At 42.5% G+C, this 26,526-nt stretch carries 24 protein-coding genes; 16 read left to right on the plus strand and 8 right to left on the minus strand.

Going from position 1 to position 26,526, the window contains the following annotated elements:
- Positions 1-574 precede the first annotated feature (574 nt).
- The gene (locus tag IM322_RS03580; RefSeq protein ID WP_286827211.1) at positions 575-841 is read left to right on the plus strand and encodes a hypothetical protein; all 267 of its coding nucleotides are present in this window, start codon (positions 575-577) and stop codon (positions 839-841) included.
- On the opposite strand, the gene IM322_RS03585 is transcribed toward IM322_RS03580, so the two are convergent.
- The gene (locus IM322_RS03585) at positions 838-2,502 is read right to left on the minus strand and encodes a transglutaminase domain-containing protein (RefSeq protein WP_287675972.1); all 1,665 of its coding nucleotides are present in this window, start codon (positions 2,500-2,502) and stop codon (positions 838-840) included. The genes IM322_RS03580 and IM322_RS03585 overlap by 4 nt on opposite strands.
- Positions 2,503-2,614: 112 nt before the next feature.
- On the opposite strand from IM322_RS03585, the gene cofG reads away from it, so the two are divergent.
- A complete protein-coding gene (cofG, locus tag IM322_RS03590; RefSeq protein ID WP_287675974.1) occupies positions 2,615-3,502 on the plus strand; it encodes a 7,8-didemethyl-8-hydroxy-5-deazariboflavin synthase subunit CofG in 888 nt (295 codons plus the stop codon).
- A gap of 538 nt (positions 3,503-4,040) precedes the next feature.
- Complete coding sequence (locus IM322_RS03595; protein WP_287675976.1) at positions 4,041-5,354, plus strand: cytosine deaminase; 1,314 nt, start codon at positions 4,041-4,043, stop codon at positions 5,352-5,354.
- Here the strand turns inward: IM322_RS03595 and IM322_RS03600 are convergent.
- Positions 5,325-5,672, minus strand: a complete 348-nt coding sequence (locus tag IM322_RS03600; protein WP_287675978.1) for a DUF952 domain-containing protein — start codon at positions 5,670-5,672, stop codon at positions 5,325-5,327. The genes IM322_RS03595 and IM322_RS03600 overlap by 30 nt on opposite strands.
- 236 nt (positions 5,673-5,908) lie before the next feature.
- Between IM322_RS03600 and IM322_RS03605 the strand changes: the two genes are divergently transcribed.
- The 7 genes from IM322_RS03605 to IM322_RS03635 all read left to right on the plus strand — a co-directional run bounded on the left by IM322_RS03605 (position 5,909) and on the right by IM322_RS03635 (position 11,387).
- A complete protein-coding gene (locus tag IM322_RS03605; RefSeq protein WP_287675980.1) occupies positions 5,909-6,904 on the plus strand; it encodes an L-lactate dehydrogenase in 996 nt (331 codons plus the stop codon).
- A 476-nt stretch (positions 6,905-7,380) separates the two neighbouring features.
- Positions 7,381-8,277 (plus strand): restriction endonuclease, encoded by an 897-nt coding sequence (locus tag IM322_RS03610; protein WP_287078592.1) that lies wholly within the window; start codon positions 7,381-7,383, stop codon positions 8,275-8,277.
- A gap of 306 nt (positions 8,278-8,583) precedes the next feature.
- The gene (locus IM322_RS03615; RefSeq protein ID WP_287078593.1) at positions 8,584-9,159 is read left to right on the plus strand and encodes a DUF433 domain-containing protein; all 576 of its coding nucleotides are present in this window, start codon (positions 8,584-8,586) and stop codon (positions 9,157-9,159) included.
- A complete protein-coding gene (locus IM322_RS03620; protein WP_002771467.1) occupies positions 9,143-9,493 on the plus strand; it encodes a DUF5615 family PIN-like protein in 351 nt (116 codons plus the stop codon). The genes IM322_RS03615 and IM322_RS03620 overlap by 17 nt, the downstream gene beginning before the upstream one ends.
- Positions 9,494-9,749: 256 nt before the next feature.
- Positions 9,750-10,043 carry a DUF433 domain-containing protein gene (locus IM322_RS03625; RefSeq protein WP_002794978.1) on the plus strand — a complete coding sequence of 98 codons (294 nt, stop codon included), beginning with the start codon at positions 9,750-9,752 and terminating at the stop codon, positions 10,041-10,043.
- Positions 10,044-10,063: 20 nt separating this feature from the next.
- The gene (locus IM322_RS03630) at positions 10,064-10,384 is read left to right on the plus strand and encodes a DUF5615 family PIN-like protein (protein WP_287675984.1); all 321 of its coding nucleotides are present in this window, start codon (positions 10,064-10,066) and stop codon (positions 10,382-10,384) included.
- Positions 10,385-10,682: 298 nt separating this feature from the next.
- Complete coding sequence (locus IM322_RS03635) at positions 10,683-11,387, plus strand: hypothetical protein (protein ID WP_287675981.1); 705 nt, start codon at positions 10,683-10,685, stop codon at positions 11,385-11,387.
- A gap of 102 nt (positions 11,388-11,489) precedes the next feature.
- Here the strand turns inward: IM322_RS03635 and IM322_RS03640 are convergent, their stop codons facing one another.
- From IM322_RS03640 to IM322_RS03655, 4 genes are all read right to left on the minus strand, one after another.
- Positions 11,490-12,758 carry a glycosyltransferase gene (locus IM322_RS03640; RefSeq protein WP_287675982.1) on the minus strand — a complete coding sequence of 423 codons (1,269 nt, stop codon included), beginning with the start codon at positions 12,756-12,758 and terminating at the stop codon, positions 11,490-11,492.
- Positions 12,758-14,500 (minus strand): ABC transporter substrate-binding protein, encoded by a 1,743-nt coding sequence (locus tag IM322_RS03645; protein WP_287675983.1) that lies wholly within the window; start codon positions 14,498-14,500, stop codon positions 12,758-12,760. Before IM322_RS03645 ends, IM322_RS03640 begins: the two co-directional genes overlap by 1 nt.
- A gap of 198 nt (positions 14,501-14,698) precedes the next feature.
- The gene (locus tag IM322_RS03650; protein ID WP_286825135.1) at positions 14,699-15,838 is read right to left on the minus strand and encodes a citrate synthase; all 1,140 of its coding nucleotides are present in this window, start codon (positions 15,836-15,838) and stop codon (positions 14,699-14,701) included.
- Between the two features lie 289 nt (positions 15,839-16,127).
- Complete coding sequence (locus tag IM322_RS03655) at positions 16,128-16,886, minus strand: Uma2 family endonuclease (protein ID WP_287713106.1); 759 nt, start codon at positions 16,884-16,886, stop codon at positions 16,128-16,130.
- Positions 16,887-17,290: 404 nt separating this feature from the next.
- Here IM322_RS03655 and IM322_RS03660 point away from each other — a divergent pair, with 404 nt between their 5' ends.
- The 4 genes from IM322_RS03660 (at position 17,291) to IM322_RS03675 (ending at position 19,869) form a co-directional block, all read left to right on the plus strand.
- A complete protein-coding gene (locus IM322_RS03660) occupies positions 17,291-18,514 on the plus strand; it encodes a DHH family phosphoesterase (protein WP_287677222.1) in 1,224 nt (407 codons plus the stop codon).
- 52 nt (positions 18,515-18,566) lie between these two features.
- Entirely contained in the window at positions 18,567-19,061 is a 495-nt protein-coding gene (gene sixA / locus IM322_RS03665; RefSeq protein ID WP_287677220.1) for a phosphohistidine phosphatase SixA, read from the plus strand.
- 68 nt (positions 19,062-19,129) lie between these two features.
- Positions 19,130-19,486 (plus strand): hypothetical protein, encoded by a 357-nt coding sequence (locus IM322_RS03670; RefSeq protein WP_002797815.1) that lies wholly within the window; start codon positions 19,130-19,132, stop codon positions 19,484-19,486.
- The gene (locus IM322_RS03675) at positions 19,483-19,869 is read left to right on the plus strand and encodes a type II toxin-antitoxin system VapC family toxin (protein ID WP_271973613.1); all 387 of its coding nucleotides are present in this window, start codon (positions 19,483-19,485) and stop codon (positions 19,867-19,869) included. Before IM322_RS03670 ends, IM322_RS03675 begins: the two co-directional genes overlap by 4 nt.
- Before the next feature lie 51 nt (positions 19,870-19,920).
- Here IM322_RS03675 and IM322_RS03680 read toward each other — a convergent pair whose 3' ends face one another.
- Positions 19,921-20,541, minus strand: a complete 621-nt coding sequence (locus IM322_RS03680; RefSeq protein ID WP_287677218.1) for a PEP-CTERM sorting domain-containing protein — start codon at positions 20,539-20,541, stop codon at positions 19,921-19,923.
- 43 nt (positions 20,542-20,584) lie between these two features.
- On the opposite strand from IM322_RS03680, the gene IM322_RS03685 reads away from it, so the two are divergent.
- Together IM322_RS03685 and IM322_RS03690 are read left to right on the plus strand one after the other, a co-directional pair.
- Positions 20,585-20,752 (plus strand): type II toxin-antitoxin system HicA family toxin, encoded by a 168-nt coding sequence (locus IM322_RS03685; RefSeq protein ID WP_271973617.1) that lies wholly within the window; start codon positions 20,585-20,587, stop codon positions 20,750-20,752.
- The gene (locus IM322_RS03690) at positions 20,739-20,957 is read left to right on the plus strand and encodes a type II toxin-antitoxin system HicB family antitoxin (RefSeq protein WP_287677217.1); all 219 of its coding nucleotides are present in this window, start codon (positions 20,739-20,741) and stop codon (positions 20,955-20,957) included. The genes IM322_RS03685 and IM322_RS03690 overlap by 14 nt, the downstream gene beginning before the upstream one ends.
- Positions 20,958-21,050: 93 nt before the next feature.
- Here IM322_RS03690 and IM322_RS03695 read toward each other — a convergent pair whose 3' ends face one another.
- The gene (locus tag IM322_RS03695) at positions 21,051-26,426 is read right to left on the minus strand and encodes a cadherin domain-containing protein (protein ID WP_287677215.1); all 5,376 of its coding nucleotides are present in this window, start codon (positions 26,424-26,426) and stop codon (positions 21,051-21,053) included.
- Positions 26,427-26,526: the final 100 nt, after the last annotated feature.

A 26,526-nucleotide genomic window follows, 5' to 3' on the forward strand; every position in this document is an offset into this window, starting at 1 on the left:
AAAACTGATAGTTTTATCGACGTAAGAAGCAGAAAAATTAGCTAAATTAACAGGATGTACTCTCAGACAATTTCAAGAGAGATAGGCTTTTAGTGGCTTGGGAACAAGCTTTATCAATTTATTCATAATAAATATTGGCAGGAGATTAAAGATTACTTATTGTGACTAACCGTTTTGGTTAGAGAAAGATAAAATTGAGAATCTTCGGTCAAATTTATTGACTCAAAATCCGCTGTACTTAATTTAAATGAATCAACCCTAGGGTGTGGGGTGTAGGGTTTTACCGATTTTGAGGGGGTCAGTGACCTAATTTTCAGGGAAAAAGTACCTGAAATTTACCCCCGATCACTCCCATATCTGGTACTTTTTGATTGACAAAAGGTCTAAAAGTCTTACCCAACAAGGTTTTTAGATTTTTTCGGCAAACCCTACTTAATAAGTACCTAAGCAAAATTAATTACACATCTCAAGGGAAATTGATTTGGCACGACTACTTAACGAATTATTGCGATCGCTTGCCATTGACTAATTTTCAGCGATAATCTAAAGTCAGAGTCCATCGGGAGATAAGATCATGAACTTTCGTCTAGTTCTATTTTCAGGCCTAGTGACGGCTTTAGTCGGGGCAGGTATCGGTTATGGCATTAGCCGCATTGAACGCAATCCCAGCCAAGTCAACTATAAAAATCCCTATATCTATCAAATCATCTATGGACGTTATTTTGCCGGTGCTGGGGCAACCCTGGGCTTCTGTGTGGGCGCGGGTTTGCAAATGGTCAAAGAACTCAAAGAAGCCAGAGATAGAGAAATGGGCATCCTAGATGATGGGTCAAAATTCTAGTCTTTTGGGGCTAATTCCTCAAGAATGATGAATTGAACGTGATTAATCGCTAAATCGCCGATGGGAACTTGGATTTTTAACACCGGCTGTCCTTCACTGAGCATTCGTTCAAAGGGGATATCTTTGGCAATTTCCGTGTGATACCAAGCTAAACCCATAAAGAAACGATTGGGATAGGGACCACCTTCAAAGATATCATCGGGATTGGACTCCATGGGAACCCAACCGATAGAGGGGAGATAAAATTCCATCCAGACGTGATTGTAATCTGGTTCGAGGGGTAAATTACGTTCGAGGGGATGGGGTGGGCATTTATAACGTCCTACCGTACGACAGGCAATACCATTGAGACGACACAAAGCCAATAATAAACCCACATATTCGCCACAGGAACCCACTCCGCGCCGCAGGGCAATATCGGGGGTGTCGATGTTGGGTTTGATGCCGTAGGAAAGCTGATCATAGACGTAGTTACGAATACTATAAACTTTTCTGAGTATATTGGTTTCCCGACCGATCGCTTCTTGGGCAGCATTGAGGATAATTTCTGTATTCATAGCCAGATCATCATTATCGATCAAATAGCGATCGGGAAAATCGGCGGGTAAGGGGGGTAAATCTTCGCAATCTTTGGGAGTAATTTGGTATTTAATTCCCCACACTTCTAAGACCACTTTCCAACCAAAAATATGACGTTGTTTGGCGGTTATTTGCTTGAACTTAAATACTGCCACCCGCTGCCCGTCTTGAATTTCTTCAATAAAAGGCAATCCCACCGCTTCGACGCTGCGAATTTTTTGCCGCGGTGTTTCTAGGGGTAAAGCGATGCGCCATTCCACATCTTTTAGTTCGATATTATAGAGAGGTTCCAATTCCTCGACGTAGGATAATTCAATCAGATAACCGTTAGAAAGGGTGTATTTTTTAGCGGGATCGTAGTGAAAATATAGAGGATGGACAAAAGTACGCAGACGATAACTAAGTTCGTAAACCTGTTCGGAATTGGGATTATCGCGGATAAAGGGTTCTTGGAAAGCATAGGCCACATATAAGATATCCTTGCCACTGTTCGCATCGCGATAAAATGCTAATCCCGTCGGCGATTCAAAAGGAGTTATCATGCTAAAAAGCTGTTCTCCCGTGGCGCGATCAAGACAGTAAACCGTTTGTTCTAGGGTATCCGTTAACCAAAGTTCTTCCCCGCGAATGGTGATATTTTCGATGCCGATACCCGGCGCGTACAAACGAGTAATTTCCTGTCCCGATTGGCGATCAAATATAAAGATTTGTCCAGAACGTTGACAAGTGACATAAATTGTGTTACCAGTTACGGCGACTCCGTTAGCGGTGTAGGGAAGACGGGTAAAAAATTTCGGGGTAAAATCTTCGAGAGTGCAGCAGTAGAGATTTTCGCGGGTAGTAAACCAGAGGTTATTTTGATCATCGATTGCCAATCCCGTCGTCCCGACGAATTCTTGCCAGCGATGGGAATTAAGTACGGTTGTATGACCAGTATCGAGGGCAATTTGGTATAAATAGCCGTTTTTTGCGTCGATAGCGATTAATTTGTCATCTTGAAATACAATTCCGTGCAGGGCCGTGGCGCTAATCGGACGAATCGTTTGACGATGGGAGGGAAGACTGGCAGGATCGAAAATCATAGGAGGAAGCGAAAAGGGAGAGCGTTTTTAAGTGAATAAAATAGCAATTCTTCCCACGATAGCAAATTTTATCGCCCTTGAATGCTCGTAATGAACTCCAATTCCGAAAAAAATGTCAAGAATTGTCACCTATAGTCCCTCTCATACCCTTGTACCTACCTACGAGTGTTTCAATCGTTGCAGTTATTGTAATTTTCGCAGGGATTTAGGCACTGATGGCTGGTTAAGTCTAGACAAGGCCAAAGAGATTTTAGCTGCTTTGCAGGGTTCGGAAATTACGGAAATTTTAATTCTTAGCGGGGAAGTTCATCCTTTAGCAGCCAATCGAGAGTTATGGTTTCGCCATATTTATAATTTAGGAGAATTGGCTTTAAATATGGGTTTTTATACCCATACCAATGCGGGGATTTTAACTTTTGCCGAGATGGAAAAACTGAAAAATGTCAATCTATCTATGGGCATAATGTTAGAACAAATGACGGTGACTTTATTAAATACTGTCCATCGTCATGCCCCCAGTAAAGTGCCATCCCTGCGCTTAGAGCAGTTACAATGGGCGGGAGAATTAGGAATTCCTTTTACCACGGGGTTATTATTAGGAATTGGTGAAACAGAATGCGATCGCTTAGTAACCTTAGAAACTATTGCCACTATTCATCAACGTTGGGGACATATTCAAGAAGTGATCCTACAACCCTATAATCCGGGCAAAAGGGAACGGTGGCAAAATAATCCTTTTGATCTGCAAAAATTACCCGATCTGGTTAGGCAAGCCAGGGAAATTTTGCCCCCAGATATTGTCATTCAAATCCCCCCGAATTTAGTACCCGATCCTCTTTTTCTCTTGGATTGTTTAGCGGCAGGAGCGCGGGATTTAGGCGGTATTGGCATTATCGATGAAGTTAATCCCGATTACCTCCATTTACACCCCGATAAATTAAAGGAATTTTTAGCAGTTTATGGCTGGGAATTAAAGGCGCGACTACCGGTTTATCAGTAATCAGTAATCAGTAATCAGTGAAAAGATAGCACTGTTAATGCCATTTAACACTACTTACTTAATACCGCTTAATTGATTATTATTCATTCTTAATTCTCCTGACAACCGACGACCGAGGCTGCATCTCATTTTTGTAAATCTACCAATTGGGATTTTTACGGGGAAACTCTCGGCTAAGATCGGGCATTACTTCCGATTTTATCACTCAATCCAAGCTTTTGGGGGGTAGAACCCCCCAAACCCCCCGTTGGGAGCGTGGCGCCGCCCCCAAACCCCGGAGCGCATTAGTTTTTCGGTGGGATGCTTACACGCAGCTGCTGATACATTTGTAATTATCTATAGCGTTTCCTATTCGCAAGAGGTACATTATTGATGTTGAAAAGCTTAATTAGCAAAGGTTTAACTGTGCCACACAGGTGTGAGAACCGCTATAAGAGTTACTGATAATTGCTGACTGTCGGTATTCCTGCAAATGTGAGATGCACCGACGACCGACTCCTAACCCTAACAACAATTTTTGATTTTTACCAGAGGTCTTATGATTCCCTCAAACGAGCGCTACTGGCTCAAAAATGCTCATATTCCCGTTTCCATCCTAGAAAATGAGAGTTTTTCTCCCCAAACCGCCGAGGGATTAACCTTAGTTAATCTGGAAATTAATGACGGTTACATTAATCGCATCACCTCCACAATCCCCCCCGAAGACAATATTCCCGTTATTGACCTCAAAAAAAAGATTATTTTTCCTTGCTTTGTCGATATGCACACCCATCTCGATAAAGGTCATAGTTGGCATCGTTGTCCTAACCATGATGGCACTTTTGACAGCGCCTTAAAAATAGCCCTAGAGGATTCTCGACGGGAGTGGCGCTTAGAGGATGTGTATCGTCGCATGGAATTCGGCGTTAAATGCAGTTATGCCCACGGAACCGCCGCTATTCGCACTCATATCGACTCTTTTGGTCAACAGGCACAGATTAGCTTAACCGCTTTGGGAGAATTGCAACGACAATGGGCCGGTAAAATCACCCTGCAAGCGGTTTCTCTAGTTTCCCTTGACTACTATCAAACCTCCGAGGGAGCGGCCTTAGCCGATAAAATTGCCGAATTTGGGGGCATATTAGGGGGAGTAGCCTACACAAATCCAGATTTACAGGCACAAATTGATATTACCTTCAAATTAGCCCAAGAAAGGGGTTTAAATCTCGATTTTCATCTGGATGAAAACGGCGACCCCGATTCTACCTGTTTAGCAGCGATCGCGCGTACTGCCATCAAAGAGCAATTTTCTGGACAAATCATCTGTGGTCACTGTTGCAGTTTAGCGGTACAATCCCCTGAAATAATCCAAGAAACCCTAAATTTAGTCAAAAATGCCGGCATTGCTATCGTTAGCTTGCCGATGTGCAATCTCTACCTACAGGATCGTCAAGAGGAAAAAACCCCCTTTTGGCGCGGGACAACTAAGGTAAAAGAGATGAAAAAAGCGGGAATTCCAGTTGCTTTTGCCAGCGATAACTGTCGCGATCCCTTTTATGGTTTTGGGGATCACGATGGTTTAGAAGTCTTTACCCAAGCGGTGCGGATTGCCCATCTCGATGCACCCTACGCTGACTGGGTAAATAGTGTCACCCTCACCCCAGCAAATCTGCTCGGATTGCCCCATTTAGGGCGCATTAAGACGGGTCTAGAGGCAAATTTGTTAATTTTCAAGGCTCGCTACTTTAGCGAGCTATTATCGCGACCACAGTGGGATCGCCTCGTGATTCGGCGCGGGTTGAGCATCGATACTACTCTCCCCGATTACCAAGAGTTAGATGATTTAGTTCTGGGAATTGATGAACTCCTGTAGGGGTTTGACAAAAACCACCGATTCTAGGTTGATAGCACCGTAAATATGGGGAAAGGTCTCTTTTTCTAGCTCTAAAGTGGCATTTTCTGGGTTAGGATGTTCGGGCTGCTCCCATTTGACCGGGGACTGCAATTGTTCGAGAGAAATGGCTAAAACCAGCAAATCTGGCTGATTTTGATAAAAAGCGGCCACAACTTTCGGAATTTGTTCTAAGGTGGAGCAATGGATAAATCCCTCATTTTTTAGGGAATAAGCCCGATATTCCCCCATTTCACGAGCTATTTGCCAACCTCTTTCTGTAGTGATGTGATAGATCATCGGTTCGCCTCCTACTGTCACTTTATCCCTAATTTTAGGATATAGCCTGAAGCTGTCAGCAGCCCTCAATTCTCTTAAACTAGGAGTCAGGGAATCAAAGACAAGAAATTTGTCCGACCACTGACCAGAAAAAAATGGCCGATAATGGCCTCAAAATCTCTTTATAGTCTCCTTTTACCTGATATTAACCATCTACCCTTAAAATGAGCTTACCGACCCAGTAACTGCAAAAATCTATGCTAGATAAAATATTTACTCCCAATCCCTACGCTGAACAACCTGCTCCTCTGCGTCCTCGCAAGGGAGTAATTATCGGTGTTGGTCAGGTGGGGATGGCCTGCGCTTACTCGATGTTAATTCAAGACTGTTTTGATGAATTAATTCTGCAAGATATCGCCACGGATAAAGTCGAAGGGGAAGTGATGGATTTAAGGCACGGAATGCCTTTTATTGAACCCACAGACTTGAAAATGGGAACCGTGGCCGATGTGGGACAAAATGCCGATGTGGTGATTATTACTGCCGGGGCCGCCCAAAAAGAGGGAGAAACCCGATTACATCTCCTTGAGCGAAATGTGGCGATTTTTCGCCGTATTCTTGAGGATGTGGCTGTTTACTGCCCCAGTGCTTTAATTTTGGTGGTGAGTAATCCCGTTGATATCATGACCTATGTTACCTTGAAAATCACCAATTTTCCGCCTTCTAGGGTGATTGGTTCGGGTACGGTGCTAGATTCTGGCCGTTTACGCTCTCTTTTATCCACCCAACTCCATGTAGATGCGCGTAACGTCCACGCTTATATTATCGGTGAACACGGGGATAGTGAGCTTGCTGTCTGGAGTTCGGCTAATATCGGAGGAGCAAGGTTACTAGAAGGAGATTGGCATGATTTAAGCGCGGCCAACCAAGAAAGCTTAACAGAAATTTTTCTTCAGGTTAAAAACGCCGCCTATGAAATTATCAAACGCAAGGGTTATACTAGCTATGCGATCGGTTTAGCTACCACGGATATCGTTAAAGCGATTTTACGTTCCCAAGAAAGAATTCTGACTATTAGCACTCTCCTCGATGGTCAATATGGTCTCAAAGATGTGTGTTTAAGTATTCCCTGCGTGGTTAACGAGAAAGGAGTGATTAAAACTCTTAATTTACCCCTTAGTCCCAGAGAAACGGAACAGTTACACAATTCTGCCAAAATTATGCGCGATTTAATCGATCAGCTTAAAATTTAAGTTAGGGTTGGCTGAATAAATCTAAAAACATTGTTGGGTAAGAATTTTAGATTTTTTTACCCTCAAAAAGTGCCGGACATAAGAGCGATCGGGGGGAAATTTTGGCACTTTTTCCCCGAAAATTAGGTAATTGTGGGGTGGACTGAAGAATTAGTGCTAGACTTCCCAAAAAGTCTATTTTATTGCAGCTTGTTGTTAGGAATCTACTTAAAAGAGGTTGTTTAATCTGGCTAATATGCTTTTGGTTATGATATGGGTAAAAGTTCTGGCGATGGCCCTAAAATGGGGTGATATGCTGAAAGTTGACCCATATCGTTACTCTCAGGAGTGTTATCGAGAAAGTTTTTGTATAATCAATGGTTATGCAGCTCCTCCGTTGATGGAGTTGATGCTTGAGAACTTTTAGTTCGTCATCTAAGTTGATGGGTGTCACCTCTTGTTTGAATGCGAACCAGTAAGGAGTGAAATTAAGATCCATGGACTCTATTAAAGCCAACATGAAGAAGCAAAAGGGGGATGATCTAGAACGTGCAGTAAAACGTATAGAAGAAGCAATTCTCAAATATTCTTCAACACTAGACCCAGATAAGTTCGTTGTAGAAAACAAAAAAATTGTAATTGCTGAAGGTGTTCTGCATGAGATCGATCTATATGTTGAAGTTTCAGTAGCTCAAGGCTATAAAAGTAAATTCATCTTTGAGTGCAAGAATTGGAAGCAGAATGTAGGAAAAAATGATATCATCATTTTTTCAGAAAAGATTCAAGCAACATCCTCGCAGAAAGGCTTCTTCGTCGCCAGAGGATTTAGCAAGGGTGCTACTGCTCAAGCTGCAAAGGATGAACGCATCGAGTTACTTCTGGCATCAGACTTTCCTCTCGATTATCCACGAATGCTAGTCACAGGTAGAAGTGGGTTTAATGGAGACATAAAATTGACAAAACGTTCCGCTATTGGCAAGATAGACCCCTCTTTTATGACAATTGACATATCAACAGCAAAAGCTATCTTCAATGGAAATGAGATAGATCTGTACGAATTTTTAGGTGAAGAGTCAAACCAAGGCTTTGATGAGGCATTGAAGCAAATTGATACCACGAAGCTAGATCCAGGAGCATACCCAATACAATTTCAGATAACGATGGTACTTCCCGAAAACCAGTTGCTCGTGAACGGTGATGATATTGCCAAAATTCATTTAGATGTTTCGGTTGAATTACTAATACATAAGCCACGAGTTATTCACCACTTTGCCATAGAAGGTCGTGGCAAATATATAGAGTTAGAGCCTTATGACTATGGCACAGGACATGGAGAATTAATAATTACACTTGCTGCACCATTGGAAAATGATGTTACTCTTGAAAGAAACTGACTGCTGCATAACAATCCGCTTGCACACCGACCGTATCAAGTTAGTTGGTTGAGTGCGATGCCGAAGGCACTGCGTAGCAGTACGCCGCTCTGGTAGGGTGTGTTAATGAAATGTAACGCACCTCTTTTTTCTCGAGTCAAACCATTTTTGACTAATCTCGAATGCTAAGTCGTATCTGTAAAAACAGACATCAAAGGCAAGAAAGAAGTTCATCTGTGCTAACGTTTGCAGAAAAGGTTTTTAGATTTATCCAGCAAACCCTAATTAGCGATAAAATGGCTGTGATATTCAAATTTGACCTGTTATATGACTAATCACTCAGAAGTTGAGTCGGCTATTCAGCAATTGCCAGAGAGTGAAGTCCGCGCTCTGGCAAACTGGCTTCAAGACTATCTTGATGAGATGTGGGATAGACAAATTGAAGCGGACCTAGCATCGGGAAAATTAGCTCCCCTCATCGCTCAGGCAGAAGAGGATATGGCAACCAACAACGTCAGACATCCCGATGAAGTCCTTCGCAACACCCCAGCCAAATTCCAAGTAACTTCTCCTCCTTTTCGTTGGGATGAAGCGGGAGGTATCCGTATAGGTTCGAGCCGAGTGACTCTCGATAGCATACTTGCCTCATACCACAACGGCTCCACTCCTGAAGAAATCGCTATTCAGTTTTCAGTTCTTCGTTTGGAAGATATATACAGTGCCATTGCTTATTATTTAAATCACCGTCAGGAAATTGACAGTTATTTGGAACAACGCGACCAACAAGCTCAACAACTGAGACAACAACTAACCCAAAAACACAACTTAGTCGATTTAAGACAGCGCTTGCTTGCTCGTTATCAGTCAAAAAGAGAGTCGAGGCAAAGTGCGCCTTCTAACTGACGAAAATTTTAATGGAGCCATCTTGCGTGGACTGGTGAGGCGTTTACCTGAATTGGATATAATTCGCGTCCAAGATGTAGGACTGATGAACACTGACGATCCAGATATTTTAGAATGGGCAGCTAATGAGGGACGCATCCTGCTCACCCATGATGTAGCCACTATTACGATGTATGCCTACAATCGTGTCAATCAAGGACTACCTATGACTGGAGTTGTTGAGGTGATCTCAAAAGCACCCATTGGTAAGATTCTTGATGATTTAGAACTATTTATTTGTTGTAGTGAACCTGAAGAATATGAAGGTCGGGTTCTTTTCATTCCTTTCGCTTGATGCAATCTCTATCATTTTCTACTCCAGAAATCTAAGTGACCTAACCGTTAGACCGCAAGACCGAAACTAAGTCAGTGTCGAGAGGAACATTTATGAAAATTAGATTTCTTTACCGCGTAGTTTCCATCAGAGTCTTAGGTTAGGTTGCCGAAAAAACATCTAGCCTAGGATTCCTCTAGCCACTAGATGCCATGATCAAGTCATGTCTGTCCCTCACTAAAATAGAATCAGCGATTTCCCTAAGGGACCTAATTCCATGACGATTATTACTCTTTCACGTTATGTCACCAGAAACAATGAGATTTTAGGTGGAGAGCCAATTATTGAAGGCACTCGCACATCTATTCGCGCAATCGTAGGTCTGTGGCGATTAGGTGTGATGCCAGAGGAAATTCCAACTCATTTACCTCATTTGACCTTAGCACAAGTGTTCGATGCCTTGAGTTTTTATTTGGATCATCAAGCAGAAATTAACGAGTACATTGAGCGTAACCAAGTCCCCGATGAGTTGGTGCATCCTTCTGTAAAGGCAGCTTTGGGTAAGCTATGAGCATATTTGCTTCGCTTTACATGGACGAAGATATGTCGGCGTTAGTTGCAAGACTTCTGCGTTCTCGTGGTTTAGATGTCACCACTGTTCCTGAGCAGTCAACTTTAGGCAAAACTGACAGCGAACAATTAGAATTTGCAGCTTCTTTAGGTAGATGTCTTGTAACCCACAACCGAGTTGATTTTGAACGATTGCATCTTCAATTCATAGAGGAAGGCAGAGAACATTGTGGAATTATTGTTGTCCCTCAGAAAACTGCCTACGAGGTCGTGCAACGGGTTGGTATTTTAGTTAACACGTTGACTGTTGATAGTATTAATAATCAGTTACTATACGCATGATTTCTCCGCAAATTTACACTCTAAGCAGAAGCCAGCTAACAAGTTGATGAAGCGGCAATGTTCTAGTTCATTCATCGCCGCTCTGGTAGGGTGTGTTAATGAAATGTAACGCACCTCTTTTTCTCTAGTCAAACTATTTTTGACTAATCTCGAATGCTAAGTCGTATCTGTAAAAACAGACATCAAAGGCAAGAAAGAAGTTCATCTGTCCTAACGTTTGCAGAAAAGGTTTTTAGATTTATCCAGCAAACCCTAATTAGCGATAAAATGGCTGTAATCTTCAAATTTGACCTGTTATATGACTAATCGCTTAGAAGTTGAGTCGGCTATTAAGCAACTGCCAGAGAGTGAAGTCCGCGCTCTGGCAAACTGGCTTCAAGACTATCTTGATGAGATGTGGGATAGACAAATTGAAATGGATGAACCGATAGATATTGAAGTAGTTCGCACTGAAGCACTAAGAAAGCTGGGTAGAAATATAGTTAATTTTTCAAAGATTGAAGGTACTTTAAAGTATCTACTTTCAGTGACTCAGATCGAGGGATTATCAACATCAACTCGTAACCGGTTCGTTGACAATTATAAGAAATTTCGTGAGCTCACATTAGGTCGCCTAGTTGGGAAATTACATAACACTGTGCTAGTGGATGATAGTCAGTCTGAACCTCAACTAGACTCTTCTGAGTTAGGTATGTCTTTGTCATTTAAGGTTTCCTATAGTGACTCAGATTTCTTAACTGCTCAGAAACAGGCTCTCTCAGACATTGTGGCGGAACGAAACAAGTTGATTCATGAAGATTTAGCGCTACTCGATACTAGCTCTATAGAAGACTATTATGAGTTAATCAGTTTTTTAGATGAACAAAACCCTCGATTATTAGCTCATCTTGAAGAGCTTGGGTGGATGTTAACCTCATGTATAGAGGCAGTAAAAGACCTTCAATCATTCATTAAATCACCAGACTTTTACCAGTTTATACACTCTAGCCAATCCGATGCCTAACAAGTGCGTGTACAGGGAACGGCAGCATACACTATCGGTTATGATGCAGATAGTTGGTCACACCCTGTCCCCAGGAAAAACTTTTTTAGCAGACCCCAGCTATTATACCGATAGGACGGGTTGGCCGGTAGAAATGGCCTTTTCGACGATATCGGCGGCCATTTTCACTCCTCCTGTCTTCTGCAGCGCTTTTTGCATTCTCAGGGCATTTTCTCGGTAACTGGGGAAGGATAACACCTTTTCAATCGCCTTTCGTAAACGGGGAACTTCTAGACGGGAAATCGGAATCACTTCCCCTGTCCCCGACCATTTTATTCGAGCAGATACCCCCGGTTGGTCGTTAGCGATGGGAATGGCCACCATAGGTACAGCTTGGGCAAGGGATTCTAGGGTAGTATTTAAGCCTGCGGGGGTGATGGTAAGAGAGGCTCTGGTTAAAAGCTCTAATTGGGGAGCGTAGGGAACAACTAGGGCGTTTTTGGTCGTTATTTGAATGTTAGAGTCGGCATTGCCCAAGGATAAAACCAATTGTACCGGCAAATCGGCACAGGCTTCGGCGATCGCATTAAAGGTCGATTGTAGGCGAGTTTGAATTGTCCCGAGGGAAGCATAAATCAAGGGTTGTCCGGTTAATTTTTCGTAGGGAAAAGGAATCGTTTTTCTAGTGGAGGAATCGTGAAAGGGACCGGTAAAGTGAAAGTGAGCGGGTAAATTTTGCCGAGGAAACTCGAATTCGGCGGGTTGTTGGCTAATTTGGGCAAGGGGGGAATAGCGTTGATTGATGTTTTGATAGGGAATTAACCCCCATTCTTGACGTTGCTGGTTGATTAACTCATTCAGAGGACGAGTCAGGGAGTCAAGGAGTTTATAGCCAAGTTTATTGCGAATAACCCCGATAAATGAGGGATTATAGTCCCAAGTGGTCATAAAGGGCGGAATAAGCGGGTCACGATTTAAAACCAATGCCGAACAAAAACTGATAAAGGGAATAGCTAATTTTTCTGCGATTGTACCCCCTGAGGCGGAGACTTGATCGACAATTAGGGCATCAATTCCCAAGCGACGCATCTCTTGAGGGATAGTTTCAAAGAGGGTCGCTGTAGAATCAGTTACTAATTCTACCGTGCGTCGGACGGCGGCTGTTCCCCGTAATTGACCAATTTCGGCTAAACTTTTGGCTGATGTGCCTTTCGGATATTTGTTGGGTGCAATTGCCTGAAAATCTAACCCGGCTGCTTGCACCATTTCTTCACCATCAAGAGTTAAAAAACAGGTAACTTTATGACCGCGTTTTTGTAATTCTTTTCCTAAAGGTAGGAGAGAATAAATATGTCCAGAAGTTGTAGGACAGAGTAAACCAAAATGAGTCATTAAACACCTCCACAGGTTTTCTTTAATTCTTCTAGATTCCAGAATGCACCACCCAAGGCGGAGAATTGTATTCCTTCAAAGCAGTTACGCACAGCCCCCAAAGCGAGGGGATTAACTAGATAAATAAACGGGACGTATTCCTGTTGAAGTTGTTGAATTTCATTATAGATAACTTTGCGCTTCTCAAAGTCTAATTCTTGGGAACCTTTGACGTATAAATCGGCGATTTTTTTCTCCCAATCCGCCGCTTGCCAGCCTTGAATTGGAGGGCTGCCGGGTTGAGGTTGTTGGTTAAAAGCGTGGAGATTTCCATCTACATACCAAATATTAGGCGCGTGGGGTTCATTATCACCAGTAAAACCTAAAATATGTGCTTCCCAATCTAGACTATTACTCAGTTTATCAACTAAATTGCTAAAAGCGATCGCTTGAAAATCAACCTGAATTCCTATTGCGGCTAAATCATTTTTAATTTGCGCCCCTATTGCTTCCCGGATTTTATTTCCTGCGTTGGTAATCAGGTTAAATCTAACGGGATTATTATCGATATCGACTAGCAGATTATCACTATTATACTTAAATCCGGCCTCTAATAATAATTCTTTGGCTTTTTCGGGATTATAATCGTAACCTTTCAGGGTTTTATCGTAAAAAGGCGATTGGATAGAAATAAAAGAATTTTGTTCTTGTCCCAATCCTCGATAGATATCATCAATCATTCTTTGACGATTAATGCCGTAGGCAATAGCTTGGCGGAAATTTAAGTTATTAAACCACCTAGATTTAATCGGAGCTACTAGGGGTTTTCCGTCGCGTTTTCCTTGGTTGAGATTAAAACCGATAAATTGGGTTCCGTAGGCAGGTCCCCCATTAAAAATCGTGAAATTTCCTCTTTCTTCTTCGGTTTTTAAGAGGGAGAAAAATTCAGGAGTTACCCCAATAGAATCTAAACTTCCCGAACGAAATTGCAGTAAAGTTGTATCCTGAGATTCAACAATTGCCCAAATTACCGAAGTTATATGAGGTAATTGTTGTCCCTGGGCATCTTTTTTCCAATAGTAAGGGTTATTCTCAAAAATAATCCTTTGTCCCGTGATATATTCTTTTAGTTTATAAGCACCATTAAAAACAATTTTATCGGGAGGAGTATCTAACCCCCAAGTGGAGAGAAATTCTAACCTACCATCGGGGCTTTTTTTCTGAATAGTTTTTTCTAAAGCGTGTTTAGGTAAAATCGGTGAACTGACAGCATCTAAAAAAGGGGCAAAAGGTTCGGGGAGTTTAAATTCGATTCTGCGATTATCTAGTTTAGTGATAACGGGGAATTCTTTTTTTAATCCTATTCTTAAACTATCGCGGTAGTTGTTAGGAATATCAGGATTTAGATATAATTCTTTATAGGTAAAAACCACGTCATCAACGGTTAAGGGTTGACCATCCGACCATTTTAAACCCTCTCTGATAGTAAAAATAATGCTCAAATTATCATCAGAAATTGTCCAAGATTCTGCCAAAACAGGTTCTTTTTTGCCAGTAATGGGATTTTCTGTTAATAGTCCTTCGTAGGTTAACCCAAAAATATTCGGGGATTCGGCCGATAAAACAGCATTAAAGGTTTTTGGGTCACTTAATACCGATATTACCACTTGATTGCGTCTAACTTGATTACCACAAGCAGTTAGGGAAATCAGCAATAAACAAGAAATTAAAAATACCGTTAATCTCCGCCAAAATTTCACCATAATCTTTAATATTTTTCTGTCTGACTACCTAGAAGTAAAGACCTTGCCTTGCTATATACACCGAAACTGACCAAGCTGAAAGCCGCTGGACTGTTTCCTTGTCCCATAAATATAACAGGAAATGAGACAAAAAATCTCGCCTAGGAAAGATTGACAAAGGCGAGAAACCGTGTTTCCATCAAGAATATGAGATAAAATCTAAGAACGTTGTTCGATCGGTGTATAGGGGACTTCGTGTTCTCCAGTGTAGATTTGGGTAGGACGGAAAATGCGATTAGCATTTAATTGTTCTTTCCAGTGGGCCAACCAACCGGCCACCCGGGAGATGGCAAAAATCGGGGTAAATAAATCACTGGGGATGCCTAATTTCCGATAGACCAATCCCGAATAGAAATCCACATTAGCATAGATGCCTTTTTCGCCGTAGATATCCACCACTGCTTGTTCTAATTCTAGGGCGATATCGTAGTATTCATCGGAACCTAACTCCGCGAATAATTGTTCAGCAAGGTTTTGTAAAATCGTCGCCCGGGGATCCTTAACTTTATATACCCGGTGTCCAAAACCCATAACTTTTTGTTTATTGGCGATACATTTTTCCACATAGGGACGAACATTAGCCACCGAACCGATTTCCTCTAACATTAACAATACTTCCTCGTTTGCGCCACCGTGGAGGGGGCCAGCGAGAGTTCCCACTGCTGAAGCGATGACACCGTAGGGGTCGGTTAAAGTGGAAGCCGTCACCATGGCCGAAAAAGTCGAGGCATTCATGGTATGTTCGGCGTGGAGAGTCAAACAGACATCGAAAACTTTCGCCGCTAAATCCGTTGGTCGTCTTTCCGTCAACATATAGAGGAAATTGGCCGCATAATCAAGGCTATCATTGGGCTGAATGGGATGATTACCTTTGCGAATCAATTGGAACGCCGCCACCATGGTGGGGATTTTCGCTAATAGCCGCACTACTGCCTGACGGATATAGTCGGGATTATCCAAAGCCCGACGGGCATAGTATAACCCTAAAGCCGCCGCCGAAGTTTGTAGCGCATCCATGGGATGGCCTTTTTCGGGGAAGCATTTCATCATATCTTCGATACGGTACTTGATGCGTCGATGATAACGGATTTCATCGGCAAATTCTTCCAGTTCCGCCCCCGTGGGCAGAACACCCCAGATAAGGAGATAGGCGGTTTCGAGGAAGGTACTTTTTTCGGCGAGTTCCTCAATCCGAATGCCCCGATACTCTAAGATTCCCTTTTGCCCATCCACAAAGCTGATACTCGATTGGGCGGCGGGAATTCCTTCTAAACCTGGCCGATATTCACAAACTGTCATAGTTCTACCTTTCCGTGGCGAAGATTAAGCCCTAACGCTAACTTACTTGATCTTTCCACCTTTACCGAAATTTTATAGAAATTCTTCGGTTCTGCCTCTCCCGTTCAGGATTGGGGAGAAGTGGACGGAAATTACCCCTATTTAGCGATTGCTTCGTCGATTTAGTCAACCCTGCCCTAGCGCATTTTTTCTGGGCTTACTGTTGCGACTCTAGCTAGAGGACTTGATATTTATCTACTTTTATTGTACCGAGACTATCTCGATCGATTGAGCCGAGCGATAATTTTTTTTAAGTTTCTTCGGGATTAATATTTAACTCCCGCAGTTTTGCCGCCAATCGTTCGGCCCGTTGTCGTTCCGCTTCAGCCCGTTGCCGTTCCGCTTCGGCCTGTTGTCGTTCCGTTTCGGCCCGTTGTCGTTCCGTTTCGGCCCGTTGTCGTTCCGTTTCGGCCCGTTGTCGTTCCGTTTCGGCCCGTTGTCGTTCTTGGTTGTAACTGGTGAAAGGTTGACCATCGGGATAATACAACAGTAACTCTGGTTGGGCTAATTGAAAACGAATGCCCAAGCGAGGACTTACCCAATTATCGAGATTTTCCCGACTTTCGAGCCGATTTTCCCGACGAATACAGCCCCCCAAATCATTTTTATCGGGACTATAGATATAATATTCTTCCACACCATAACGGTCATAAAACAGCAGTTTTCTGGTCATTTCTGTTTGGGTATTACCCGGAGAGAGAATTTCAAAAACCACTTGCGGGGGGATATTTTCCTCTTTCCACTGTTGATAGGAACCCCTTTCGCCTTTCGGTCTGCCAAAAGCTACCATGACATCGGGTGCTTGACGGATTTTATTATCTCCCTCCACGGGATACCAGAGTAAATCACCGGCGACAAAAACATCGGCATTATTGGCAAATAACCAGTCTAGATTCGATTTAATCGTCGTAATCCAGCGAAATTGTCTTGTATTATCGGCCATCGGTTTACCATCGCTATCGGGATAGACGATTGCGGTTTTCGGGCTGTCGTCGAGTTGTCTAACCATTGCTTAACCCTAGAATTTCGTCTTTGCTTCCTTAATAGTATAACTTTACTAGAAAAAATCAGAGCAAATATTTAGGGACGGTGATGATCCTAAATCCTGTTTAAAAAGTATCGGAGAGTGGGAAGTGGGGAAGTGGGGAAGTGGGGAAGTGGGGAAGTCCAGTTATATCATTTTTCACAAGTAATGGGGCAGCGATGGTTAATTGCCCTCACCCCCAACCCACCCGACTTCGGGGGGCGACGGGAGAGGTCTTTCGATAGACTAGAGTTATAGCCCGACAGTGGGAAGCTAGTGGCTGGAAAAGCTTAATATTTGAGATGAACCGATCGAGCGAGGATATCGTCTAGAATTGATTAGCTCAAAAAATCCTGACTGAATCTACCTTTAAGCGAACTTTTCTAAAAATGATGGCTGAATTACTGAGTCTAGTTCCTGCCAAGTCCCTCGAAACCGATGTAGTGGTAGGGGAAGCGTCGGCAGTATGTCCCCTTCCTCCAGTCACGGTTAGTAATGATACCCTACTTATTTCCCTGATTGATCGCTTGCGACGTACTTTGGAAAATCACCGGGGTGAAAATCAAATTGTGGTGATGCAGGATTTCCCGGATCCCGATGCTCTTTCTAGCGCCTGGGCCTATCAAATTATCGCTGAACAGTACGATATTCACTGTGATATAGTCTATGCGGGTACTCTCTCCCATCAGGAAAATGTCGCTTTGGTAAAACTAACGGGTTTACCGGCTAAACGTTGGGGAGTCCATACCCTCAAGGATAGAGATCTTTCGGTTTATCAGGGTTGTGTTTTTGTCGATGGTCAGGGAACCAATAGTCAGTTAACCACTCTGGTTAAACAGGCAAAAATTCCCATTATTGCTGTGATCGATCATCATACCCGCCAAGGGGATCTAGAGGCGGAATTTGTCGATATTCGTCCCCAAATGCGGGCAACAGCGGCGATGTTAACCCAATATATCCAAAAAGGGTTACTGAATTTTAATACTAGCGATACCGTCCATGTTAAGTGTGCCACAGCTTTGATGCACGGATTGCGATCGGATACGAATAATTTAATGCAAGCGCAAGAGTGTGAATTTATTGCTGCTGGTTATCTCAGTCGTTTCTACGATGCCCAATTATTAAACGCTGTCCTGCAATCGGCCAGATCCCGACGGGTGATGGATGTGATTGAACGGGCCTTAAAAAACCGTATTATTAAAAATAATTATTCGATCGCCGGGGTCGGTTATTTGCGTTATGATGACCGGGATGCGATTCCCCAAGCTGCCGATTTTTTGGTGACAGAAGAAAATGTTCACACGGCTTTAGTTTATGGTATCGTTCACGATGAAGATGAGGAGATCGAGTTAGTCATTGGTTCTATGCGTACCAGTAAAATTACCCTAGATCCCGATGAATTTCTCAAGGAAGCTTTCGGACAGGATAACCAAGGTCGCTTTTTTGGTGGTGGTCGTTATATGGCCGGAGGTTTTGAAATTCCTATCGGTTTCCTCGGTGGTTTTAATAATAATGCCGAATATGCGAAACTCAAGTGGGAACTGTATGACACCCAAATTAAACAGAAACTTTCCCATCTAGTTAACCCCGATGAAAAGGTAATTCGCACCTAGCTATCGGACCTCAGCTATCTATTATCATCGCAAAGACCGACCCGACACTGATATGAAACTTTATTTTGTGCGTCATGGATTAGCAGGGCAATCTGGGGATTATCTCAACGATGGGGAACGTCCTTTAACCGAGGAAGGTAGGGCCAAAACCGCTAAAGTTGCCCAAAGATTAGGACAGTTGGGGGTGAAATTTGACCTAATTCTCACTTCTCCCCTGGTGCGTGCCGTGCAAACCGCCGAAATTTTGCAAAAAGCGGGTTTAAGCCGTAAAATTGAGCAATTTAATCCCCTATCACCCAACGGCAATATTCAAGATTGGGTGCAATGGTGGCAAAAGTCGGACTATCAGCGAGAGGAAAACGCGATCGCAATGGTAGGCCACGAACCGGATTTAGGCTATTGGACGGAAATGCTAGTTTGGGGCAAGTTTCAAGGAAAATTATCGGTCAAAAAAGCGGGAATAATTGGTCTAGAGGTTCCCAATCAGGAAAATCCCCTAGGCAAGTGTCAGTTATTCTGGTTGACAGCCCCGAAATTACTCCTCTAGGAATTAACCTGGGTGTATCTATCCTTTTTGGGGACTACAATCGATGTTTAGTTAATAGTTAAAAAATCATGAACGATGTAGAATTACGCCAGTTATTAACTGAGAAGTTAGCAATTTTGTCCGCAGACAATCTTAATTTAGTTGGGCAATTTATTGATAAGTTAACTCATCAAGAGGCGGCAAACAAATCCGACAATTACCTAACAGAAAAAGCATTACAAAAATGGCAATTTTTAGTTAAAAATAACCAAGAAATGGACAATACAAATCCTTTAAGTGAAAATGAAATTAAGATAATTTGGCAATTTTTAAGTCAATCTCATCGATCTCGTCCGGTAGGATTAGCTAGAGGAGAATTTACCATCTCTGATGATTTCAACGAACCTTTACCAGAGGAAGTTTTAGACTTGTTTTATCCACAATGAGATTGTTACTAGATACACACATTTTTCTTTGGTTAATTAGTGATCATCCGCGCTTGTCTGAAAAAATATGCCGTCAGATAAAAAATAGCAATAACGAAGTTTTTTTGAGTGTAGTCTCTGTTTGGGAGTGCGTTATTAAGTATCAGTTAGGCAAATTAAATTTTCCTGAGCGTCCTGACCTATATCTTCCCAAAAAAAGAAAACAGCATTTAATTAACAGTTTGGTTATTGATGAAAAAAGCCTAGTACATTTAAAAGATTTACCACTCCTTCATAAAGACCCTTTTGACCGTCTTTTAATCTGTCAAGCTTTACAGCATAATTTAGTAGTGGCTACTGAAGATAATGTAATTTTAGCCTATCCTAACTTACAGTTTTTTTGAGTATCAATCAGGGACGTAAACTCGATCGCTTACGTCCCCTAAAAACATCAATTAACTATCATTACTATTGTCTTGATTGCGTTTTTTAGACAGCAATACACCTAACCCTAATATTACTATTGCCAAAATTGTAGAAGGTTCGGGAATAGCTGTCGATGAACCCACTTGAACTATTTTTATAAACTGACTTTGATTACCAGAATAACTGGCAACACTGCCATCGCTAAAACCAGTTTGAGATAAATCAATATTAAGTACCAGACTAGAATTACCATTGCCGATTACTTGAAAGTGCAATAAACTAAAAGTATCCAATTGATTAATTCCCAGAGGTGAACCAATGCCCAAAAATGGTAAAGAACCGCCTCCTAAGTTAGTAATTGAACCATTGGTATTGTCTAAGATTCCCGTGCGTCCAAAGGGGAAATTAGAGGTAATAAGAAGACTATTAATATCTGAGGGATTGAAAGGATTGTCGATGTTTTGAATTGAGCGAGGATCGAAGGATAAATTAATAGCACCGCTAGTGATACCGACAGGATTAATATCACTATTTTCCATTAAAATTTCTACAAAAAATCTATCGCCTACACGGAGAGGATTATTAATAATAGTTCCCACTAGGCCACTATTATCAGTTTTGAGGTTGAATTGAGTAGTCAGACTAGACATAATGTAGTTCTCCTGAGTTAAAAAAGTTAGCGAGTTAAAACAAATGCTACGCCAAGCAGCATTTATTCAAAAATCTGGTAAGGGAAGTCACACTAACTGGGTACATCATTTGTACTCTGGTAAAGTTACTGTTTCTGGAAAAGACAGTACCGATGCAAAGTTGTATCAAGAAAAAGAAGTTAAGAGGAATCAAGAAAATGGAACAAATTAAATATCCCATGGTAATCCAATGGTCTGATGAAGATAATTGTTTTTTGGTTGCATTGCCTGATTTTCCAGGGCAATATTGGCGTACTCATGGAGATACTTATGAGGAAGCTGTCGCTAATGGAAAAGAAGCAATAGAATCGCTAATGATTGCTTATCAAGTAGATAATGAACCCTTACCTAAACCGTTATTTTGTAGGATGGGTTAGGAAGTGCGCTAACCCATCAAACCTAATCAAAAGTCATCATAATTAATCTGAATTGTTGGGTTTCCTTGGGTCAACCCAACCTACAGAGTTAATCTAAATAACTAATCCAAATTCGGAATTGAAGGGAACTAATTCCGCAAGATTAATTCTTCCATCTCCGGTAATATCAGCAGTAGGGTCATAATTTGTTTGTCCACTACTACTACCAAATAACCCCGGACGTTGTAAGGTAGTTAAGTCGGTTAAATTCACCCGTCCATCGTAGGAAATATCACTGTTAAAGGTTGATTTTCCTGTTAGTTGAATGTTCAAAGCGGAATTGTTTTGAGCATTACTGTTGATGACTAAGCCGTTAGCCAAATTGAAGTTTTCTCGCGCTGCTTTGGGTGTATATGCTAAAGCGATACGTCGAGTTTGTCCGGGATTTAGCAGTATGTCTCCATTGGCAAAATTGGCATCTGTGGTGACATTTTGAGCATTGATAGTAATACCAGCAATAGCGAGTACATCATTAGTTCCCGCTGCGGTATTAGTAATATCAATGTATTGGGTTTTGTCAGCAAAGTTAGGACGGACAAACAGGCTATCGGTTGCACCTTGTCGGTATTGGGAGAGTTTTGTCCCGAAGGTGATGGCGTTTTTATCTACTACTATTGTCCCTTCATTAACGTTAGTAATATTGACGTTAAAAGTGCGTTCGGTAGAGAGTTTATAACCGTCAGTTGCTTTGACTCCCAATTGATAGGATGTAACTCCACTTTCAAAGTCAATGGCATTAGCACCCGCTTGAGTTAAGGTAATTTCTCCGGTGGTAGAGTTGATAGCAAAAAGATCATTTCCTGAACCATCTTTAGGAGAGGTACTTAAGCTAAATGTGGGTGTTTGTCCGTAAGCATCATCAGTTGCATCTACTAAGTTTCCGGCGACAACTACGGTTCCTACTGCACTTCTTTCGGCGAGGTTGACGTTATTAATACTACCGACAATCGGTGCATCATTGATGATGATATTACGGGTTAAGCTTAAAGTACCATTAGGATCAACTAATGTGCCATCAGCAAAACCGATTTGAGTGGGATCAAAGGTGAGATTTAAGTTAGAGTTATCCCGCGTTCCCACGACGTTAAAGCGTAGCAAACTGAAGCGATTTAATTGATTAATCCCAATCGCTGTACCTTGACTTGCTTCGGGAACTGAACCTCCACTTAGGTTATCAATTAAACCGTTAGTATTGTCTAATGTACCGCCTCGGAAGAGGGGGAAAGCGGAGGTAATTAGGGGACTGTTGACATTGCCAATATCAGCAAAGTTGTTGATATTTTGAGCAACATCAGCAGCAAAGCCAAAATCAAGGGCGTTGATGATTAAACCTGCTGCATTGGTGCGAATATCACCTACTAGGATTTCCGCAAAGAAGCTGTTACCAAGAATGGCATTATTGCTTGTAATTTCACTGCCAACTGTCCCGTTATTATCCTCATAGAGTTTCAGTTGGAAGCTGAGAGGGTTAACATTATTTAGGTTAATGGTAGCGATACCCGTATCGGTTAAAGCACCATCATTTGCTTGAATTGTCAGGTTAAAGGGGTTAGTTTGTGCGCTAACATCATCCGCATCCGTAACCGTAATTACTCCCGTATTACTAATACCAAAAGCGGAGGTAGTATCGCCATCAGTGTCTGGATTTCCGGCGGTGATACTGTAGGTTAAGGGGTTATTGTCGGGGTCAGTGGCGTTAATTGTCCCGACAACTGTACCGTTAGGACTGGTTTTAGAAATGCTGAAAACAGCATCATTAACGACTGGGGGACGGTTAACAGGACTGGTAAGATTAACAGTAATAGCGGCAGTATCGCTTAAGTTACCATCGCTAACGGTAACAGTAAGATTGAAAGGGTTAGTTTGACTGCTAATATCATCAGTGTCAGCAACCGTAATTACGCCACTACTACTAATACTAAATGCCTTGATATTGTCGGCATCGGTGTCCAAATTTCCGGCAGTAATACTGTAGGTTAAAGGGTTATTATCGGGGTCAGTTGCGGTGACAGTTCCGACTGTGGTATTAATGGGACTGGTTTTAACGAGGCTAAAAGTAGCATCATTAGCGACGGGGGGACGGTTGGGGGTTTCGTTAACATCGGTGAGGTTAACGGTGATAGTCGCGGTGTCGGTTAAGGTTCCATCGCTGACGGAGACGGTTAGGGGGTTATTGGGGTTAACTTCAAAGTCGATGTCATCGGGGTCAGCGACGCGAATTTGTCCGCTATTATTGATGGTAAAGGCGGAAATTCCGTCGCCATCGAGGTTAGGATTCCCTGCGGTGATATTGTAGGTTAAGGGGTTATTATCGGCATCGGTGGCGGTAACAGTGCCGACAAGGGTGTTTAAGAGGCTGTTTTCGGGTACGGTTAAGGTAGTATCGTTGAGGACGGGTGCGCTATTTTGGGTAAATTCAAAAGCACCCATATCGACGTTTGTACCGTTAACGCGAGGATTTCGGGCAATATCAAGGGGTATTGCTTCGGTGATGTTGCTATCGCCGTCTAAGTCGCGGGCATCGGCAGGAAGGGAGGCGTTATTACCTGCGTTGATGGCAGGAGAGGTGCTTTGTAGGCGTAAGTCGTCGTTGATGGCATCGACAAAGAGGGGGTCAACGTTTAGGTTGCCTGTGCCTGTATATCCACCTTGTACAATACTGTTGGTGACTGTTGTGGTAGCAAAACCCGTAATATTGACAATTGCTGTCCCGCCATTCCCCCAAATAATGCTGTTACGAAGATTGCTGCTAATGCTATAAACGCTACTAGCAAAAGATTGATTATAGAGCGCACTTCCTGAACCCGCAGCATTACCACTAAATGTGCTATTAGTAATGGTTGTATCAATAGCTCCAGCACCACTACCATTATATTGATAAATTGCACCACCAGCAGAAGCAGCATTATTACGACTGAAAGTAGCATTTATAACTTGTAGGTTATTGCTATCTTGATTGTAAATTGCCCCACCTACGCTATTACTTCCATCAGCAATATTCAGCGTAAAATTAGCATTCGTGACACTAACATTATTTCTGTTGTTGTAGATTGCCCCACCATTAGCAGAACGGTTTTGTAAGAAATCAGCTTGAGTAATAGTGGAGTTGTTAGTTTGCAGGAAAACAGCACCACCTAAACCAGCAGTAGCACGGTTTTGAACAAAATCTGCGTCAGTCAGATTAAAACTACCGCCAGTGCTTAATATTGCCCCACCATCACTACTGGCAGTGTTATTATTAAAAGTTCCATCTTTCAGAGTGAAAGTGCTACTCGTGTTATAGATAGCACCACCATCTGAAGTAGCTGTATTGCTGGAAAATGTTGCATTATTCAGTGTGGAACTACCGCCAATGCTATAAATTGCACCACCACCACCACCAGTAACAGCAGAAAGATTAGATGTGTTACTGGTAAAAGTGGCATTATTTAAGGTGACATTACTAGCTGTGTTAAAGATTGCCCCACCATTAGCAGTAGCAGTATTGCTGGTAAATGTTGCATTCGTTAGAGTGGTATTGCTGGTGTTATTGTAAATTGCACCACCGTTCTCATTTGATACATTATTGCTAAAAGTAACATCTGTAACAATAGGATTACTGTTAAGATTGTAGATTCCAGCACCACCTGTACCACTACCAGCACTGGTACTATTGTTACGGAAAATAATGTTAGTAAGTGTAGGATTACTGCCATTATCATTAAGAAGTCCACCGCCAAAAAAAGCATTATTATTCTCAAAGATTAAATTTCTGAGAATAGGACTACCATCAATGATAATCATTCCTCCTCCACTATTAGTCCCCCCAATACCTATAGCGTCGGGAACAGTGCCATTACCTCCCGAAATAGTAAACCCATCTAAAATCGTTGTGTTAGATGTTCGACTACCAGTAACAACATGAACACTATTATCAGTCGCAGTATTAACTGTCCCAATATCCCCACTTAAAATAGTGGCATTAGTGGCAACATTTCGCTGACTTAAACTCGTTTCCGAACCAGCAAACCCCCCATAAATCTCCACATGATTCTTGAGGGTAAAAGTTGCATTTCTGTCCGTTCCCGTAGTCGGTTTATAGGTTCCCCCCGCAACCCAAATCGTATCCCCACTTTTCGCTGCTGCTAACGCCCCTTGTAAATCCGTAAACGCATCAACCCAAGACGTACCATTATTACTTCCCCCCGCATTTGCCCGTACAAAAATCGTGCGAACTGCTGCAGGAGTAGGCGTAGGAGCGAGTTCTGCCCCTTCATACGCCCCTAAATCCACATTTGCACCCACAACACGGGAATTACGCGACAAATCGAGGGGTATCCGTTCAGAAGTATTGCCATCCCCATCCAAATCTCGACTATCGAGAGGCAATAAAGTAGAATCTCCCGCATCCAAAGCAGGAGAACCCGATTTTAAGCGTAAATCATCCGCTTTCGCATTGACAAACAGAGGGTCAACATTCGTCGCACCCGTAAACCCTCCTCCTTGGATAATACTATTAGCAACCGTAACACTACCACCGGAACCATTATTAACCTGATTCCCCGTACTGCTACTATCCTGATTCCCCCAAAGGATACTATTTCGCAATGCTACACTACTCGACACATTATGTAGCGCACCCCCAGTTACCGCCACGTTACCACTCAAGGTACTATTAATCAAATTGGGGTTACTCAGATTACTAAAAATCGCGCCACCACTGCCCGTATTAGCCGAATTTCGACTAAAAACCGAATCAACAATGGTGGGATTACTGCTACTGGTGTTATAAATCGCCCCCCCGTCATTAATTGCCGTATTCAGGCGAAAAGTGCCATTAGTAATCTGGGGACTACTTAAATCATCGTAAATCGCCGCCCCTCGCGTTGCCGTATTGTACTCAAACAACACATCTGTCAGGACAGGATTACTACCATTCTCGTTATATAAAGCACCTCCATTTGTTCCATTATTATCGCGGAAAGTGATATTTCTCAGGGTTGGACTAGCACCCGAAACATACATCCCACCCCCATCATCTTGATTTCCCGTTGTACCATTGGCATTACCACCAGTAATAGTAAACCCATCCAGAATAGAACTGTTACCTAGAGGAGTAGAAATCGTACCCGTCGCGCTTACCACATGGTAGGAATTATCCGCAATACCAGACGCGCCAATCTCACCACTTAAAATCGTGGCATTACTGGCAATATTACGCTGATTACGGGCAGTTTCCGTTCCTGCAAACCCCCCATAGATTGCTACATTGTTTTTCAGGGTAAAGCTTGCAGTTCTGTCGGTTCCCGTAGTCGGTTTATACGTCCCCGCAGCCACCCAAATCTCATCACCAGCTGGTGCTGCAGTAATAGCACTTTGTAAACTGCCATAAGCATTATTCCAAGCGGAACCATTACCTGTTGAACCAGACTTAACGTAGATGATAGCCATAATATACCTCGTGTGAAAAAGACGGTAGAGAGTTGATAGGGAATATCGACCCGAAACTTAGTTCGAGTTAGATAAAGTTGATAAGTAAGCGAATAGTGGA

The organism is Microcystis sp. M109S1 (genome assembly GCF_020247025.1).
Taxonomy (GTDB): domain Bacteria; phylum Cyanobacteriota; class Cyanobacteriia; order Cyanobacteriales; family Microcystaceae; genus Microcystis.